At 78.4% G+C, this 3,872-nt stretch carries 2 protein-coding genes; one reads left to right on the top strand and one right to left on the bottom strand.

What is annotated here, in order from left to right; translation table 11 throughout:
- Positions 1-24 precede the first annotated feature (24 nt).
- Positions 25-1,074, top strand: a complete 1,050-nt coding sequence (locus tag HLB09_RS14315; protein ID WP_171204012.1) for an NAD(P)-dependent oxidoreductase — start codon at positions 25-27, stop codon at positions 1,072-1,074.
- Here HLB09_RS14315 and HLB09_RS20140 read toward each other — a convergent pair.
- On the bottom strand, positions 1,068-3,542 hold the full coding sequence (locus tag HLB09_RS20140) for a putative bifunctional diguanylate cyclase/phosphodiesterase (RefSeq protein WP_171204011.1): 2,475 nt from the start codon (positions 3,540-3,542) through the stop codon (positions 1,068-1,070). The two genes, HLB09_RS14315 and HLB09_RS20140, sit on opposite strands and share 7 nt — an antisense overlap.
- Positions 3,543-3,872: the final 330 nt, after the last annotated feature.

Genomic DNA, 3,872 nt, shown 5'->3' with positions numbered 1-3,872 from the left:
CCAGCCCCCACCCGAGGAGCACCCGTGCCCGAGCGCCTGCGCGTGGCCGTCGCCGCGACCGTCGACGACGAGAGCCGCCGGATCGTCACCGAGCGCGAGCCGCGGGTCGACCTCGTCGTCGGCCCCGAGCTGCTCGCGCCGCAGCGGTACGAGGGCGACCAGGGCGGCGACCCGGCCTTCCGCCGCACGCCCGAGCAGCAGCGCGCCTACGAGGAGCTGCTCGACGGCGCCGACGCCCTCTTCGGCGTCCCGGACGACGACCCGGCCGCCCTCGCCCGGGCCGTGCGCGCCAACCCGCGCCTGCGCTGGGTGCACACGATGGCCGCCGGCGGCGGGCAGTCGGTGCGCGCCGCCCGGCTCACCGACGAGGAGCTGCAGCGCGTGGCCTTCACGACGTCCGCCGGCGTCCACGGCACGCCGCTGGCCGAGTTCGCGCTCCTGGGCCTGCTCGCCGGCGCCAAGCGGCTCCCGCGGCTGCAGGCCGACTCGGCCGCCCGCACCTGGCCCGAGCGGTGGCTCATGGGCCAGCTCGCCGAGCAGACCGTGCTCGTCGTCGGGCTCGGCGGGATCGGCGCGGAGGTCGCCCGGCTCCTCTCCGCCCTCGGGACGACGGTGCTCGGCGCGAGCCGCCACGGGCGCCCCGTCGACGGCGTCGACGAGGTCGTCACCACCGACGGGCTCGTGGGCGCCGCCGCCCGCGCGGACGCCGTCGTCGTCACCCTCCCCGGCACGCCGGGCACGAAGGGCCTGCTGGGCGCGGACTTCTTCGCCGCCCTGCGCCCGGGCGCGACCTTCGTCAACGTCGGCCGCGGCACCGTCGTCGACGAGGAGGCCCTGGTGGCGGCGCTCGACGACGGGACGGTCGGCTTCGCGGCCCTCGACGTCGTCGCCCGCGAGCCGCTCGAGCCCGGCAGCCCGCTGTGGGACCGACCCGACGTGCTCGTCAGCCCGCACACCGCGGCCGGCAGCCCGACCCTCGACCACCGCATCGCCGAGCTCTTCGCCGACAACGCCACCCGGCTCCTCGACGGCCGCGAGCTGCGCAACCGGGTGGACGTCGTCGAGTTCTACTGACGCCGGGGCACGGGGGCGACGTCCGGCTCCCCGCGCCGCGGCGCCGGGACCTGCCGGGCGAGCCAGGCCGCCAGCTCCTCGGCCGGCATGGGGCGCCCGAGGTGGTAGCCCTGCACGGCGTCGCAGCCGAGGTCGGCGAGCGCCTCGAGGGTCCCGGCGTCCTCGACGCCCTCGGCGACGACGGACAGACCCAGGACGTGGCCGAGGTCGACGGCGGTGCGCACGACCGCCGCGTCGGACGAGCTGGCCGCCATGGCCGCGACGAAGGACCGGTCGATCTTCATCTCGTCGACGGGGAGCCGCGTGAGGTAGGCCAGGGACGACTGGCCGGTGCCGAAGTCGTCGACGGACAGCTGCGCGCCGAGGCGGCGCAGCGCGTGCAGGACGCGCAGGGCGCGGTCGAGGTCGGTCATGACGGCCGTCTCGGTGATCTCCAGCACCAGGGCGCGGCCCGGCAGGCCGACCTCAGCGAGCGCGTCCGCCACCTGCTCGGGCAGGCCCGGGTCGAGCAGGCTGCGCGCCGAGAGGTTGACGGCGACCGTCAGGTCGGGCCGGCAGCGCCGCCAGCGCGCGCAGTCGCGCAGCGCCGTGCGCAGCACGAGCGTCGTCAGCGGGGCGATGAGGCCGCTCTGCTCGGCGAGCGGGATGAACTCGTCCGGGACCACCCGGCCGTGCTCGGGGTGGTGCCAGCGCACGAGCGCCTCGACGCCGGTGGCCCGGCCCGTGCCCGGGTCGACCTTGGGCTGGTAGTGCACGGCCAGCTCGTCGGCGGCGATGCTGCGGCGCAGGTCGCCGAGCAGCGCCAGCCGCCGGGTGCTGCCGACGGCGTCGACGGCGTCCCACACCCGCAGGCCCGTGCGCTCGCGCTTGGCCGCGTACAGCGCCGTGTCCGCCCGCTGGAGCAGCGTCGGCGCGTCGACCCCGGCCTCGACGGCGACGGCCAGGCCGGCGCAGACGCGGACGTCGAGGGTCATGTGCTCGCGGCGGAACGGCCCCGGCACCCGCTCGAGGACCTCCCGGGCGAGCAGCAGGGCGTGCTCGGTGCTCGTGGCGCCCGGCAGGAGGACCGCGAGCTCGTCGTTGCCGAGGCGGGCCACGTGGTCGGCCCGGCCGACGGCGTCGACGAGCCGGCGCGCGACCTCGCGCAGCAGGGCGTCGCCCGTGTCGTGGCCCAGGGCGTCGTTGACGTCGGTGAAGCCCTCGACGTCGACCATGAGCACCGCGGCGCACGGGCGCTCGGCGAGGCGCGCCTCGACGGCGCGCAGCGCGCCCCGCCGGTTGGCGAGGCCCGTGAGGGGGTCGTGCAGCGCGAGGTGCTCGGCGGCCTCGGCCTCGGCGCGCACGGCGTCGAGGAGGTGGGCGTTGTGCAGCCGCACGGCCGCGTGCCCCGCGAGCGAGCGCATGAGGCCGCGGTCGTCGCCGGTCCAGGCGCCGAGGTGGTGCGGCCGCCCCTCGAGGACGAGCGCCCCCACGACCCGGCCCTCGGCGCGCAGCGGCGCCGCCAGACCGTCGAGCCCGCCGTCGGCGACGACGTCGCGCCCCGCCAGCGCGGGCGCCCACCAGGCGCCCGGGCCGGGCTCGGCGCGGCGGACGGCGCCGTCGTCGCCCAGCACGAGGCGGCCGGTCTCGGCGCCGTCCGGCCCCGCGGTGACGAGGAGGGCGCGGTCGGCCCCGAGGGCGTCGCGCGCCTCGCGCAGCGCGGCGGCGGAGACGGGGTCCACGCCGCTCTCAGCCTCGACGGCCCGGGCGAAGCGGTGCAGCAGCTCCAGGCGGGCGGTGCCGCGGCTGAGGGAGGTGACGGCCCGCGAGGCGAGGGCGAGCACGGCGAGGACGACGACGAGCGGCAGCAGCCCCAGGGGCTCGGTGCGCACGAGCAGGACGACGAGCAGGCCGACGCTCGCCGTCGCGAGCGCCGCGGCGAGCCCGGTGGTGACGGCCTCGCGGAGCACCTCGCCGTCGAGCTCGCCGACGCGGACGCCGATGACGGCCGTCAGCAGGGCGGCGCTCACGAGGTCCGTCGCGACGACCGTCACGAGGGCCGCGACGGCGCCCCGGGCGCTCACCGGGTCCGCCCCGCCGGCCAGCGCGTGGTAGACGGTCGCGGCCAGCGCCGCCTCGAGGGCGAACAGGCCCAGGTTGAGCAGCAGCTTGAGGCCGAGCTGGCGGCGGTGCAGCAGCCCGACCAGCGAGCCGAGCAGGCTGGCGAGGACGAGCTCGTGCGGTGCCGCGAAGGCGAGCCCGAGGACGAGCGGCACCTCGGCCATGGAGATCGACAGCGACTCGCGCCGCACCTGGACGTGGACGACGACGAGCTCTGCCGCGGCGAAGAGGGGCACGAGCACCCACCAGGGCATCTCCTGGCCCTGCGCGCGCACGTCCCCCAGCGGCCCGAGGAGCAGCGCGACGGCGACGGCCGCCATGCCCACGCCCATGACGGCGATGCAGGCGCTGCGCGCGCGGTCGCTCACGTCGCCCACCTCCGCCTCGCCGACGAGGGCGCGGCTGCGGCCCTCGTCCCGGTCGTCGGCACCGGTCGGCCGCGGCTGAGGGGTCGCGTGCCGGAGGCACCGGCCGGGTACCCCGGTCGGCCCTGCTCCGACCGGGTGGCGGGCCGCGGTCCCCACGTGCGAGCCGCTGCGCCGGAGGGGTCGTGGCGCTGCGCCGTCGGGGTGGCGGGCCCGTCGCGGCCCCGTCCGACGCTCGCAGCCCTCCGTAGCGTCCGCCGCCGGACCCGCGCCCACGACGGGGCGCCGGCCCCCCGACGAGAAGGACCCGCGCATGACGCCCACCGACCCGCC

Origin of the sequence: Pseudokineococcus marinus, from assembly GCF_013004605.1 — a bacterium.
In the GTDB taxonomy this organism is placed as follows: Bacteria; Actinomycetota; Actinomycetes; order Actinomycetales; family Quadrisphaeraceae; genus Pseudokineococcus; species Pseudokineococcus marinus.
This window is presented reverse-complemented; position numbering and strand designations above follow the sequence as displayed.